Genomic DNA, 459 nt, shown 5'->3' with positions numbered 1-459 from the left:
GTACTGGCGATGGTTGAAAACTGGATTGGCGAAGAGGCATTTCAAGCTGGTATTCAGAACTACTTAAAAGAATTCTCCTATAAAAATGCAGAAGCTGCCGATTTATGGGAAGCACTTGGTAAGGCTTCAAATAAAGATGTAGAGAGAGTTTTAAAATCGTTTATTGAACAGTCGTCATTCCCGCTAATTAACGTTAAGCAGCAAGGTAAAAGCATTACGATTTCGCAAAGTCGTTTTGCCAATGCCGGTGTTGAAGCCCCTGCTCAACTGTGGAATGTACCGGTTGCGATTAAATATGGTGCTGGCGATAAAGTACAAACAGCCAATGTATTATTAAATAAACAAAGCCAAACGCTAGCATTAGACTTTGAACCAGAGTGGATTTATCCAGATCAATGCGCGCTAGGTTATTACCGTTGGGTAATGGATGATGCGCAATTTAATGCGTTAATAGATAAT

Annotated in this window: 1 protein-coding gene; it reads left to right on the top strand. The window is 39.9% G+C overall.

The window, feature by feature from the left end; all coding sequences use genetic code 11:
• The coding region (locus PSH48_RS20935) for a M1 family aminopeptidase (protein ID WP_273612317.1) at positions 1 to 459 on the top strand (459 nt) is incomplete at both ends.

The sequence above is a fragment of the Pseudoalteromonas sp. Angola-4 genome, from assembly GCF_028599265.1.
GTDB classification, from domain to species: domain Bacteria; phylum Pseudomonadota; class Gammaproteobacteria; order Enterobacterales; family Alteromonadaceae; genus Pseudoalteromonas; species Pseudoalteromonas atlantica.
The sequence above is the reverse complement of the archived record's forward strand: the minus strand, read 5'-3'. Positions and strand labels throughout refer to the sequence as shown.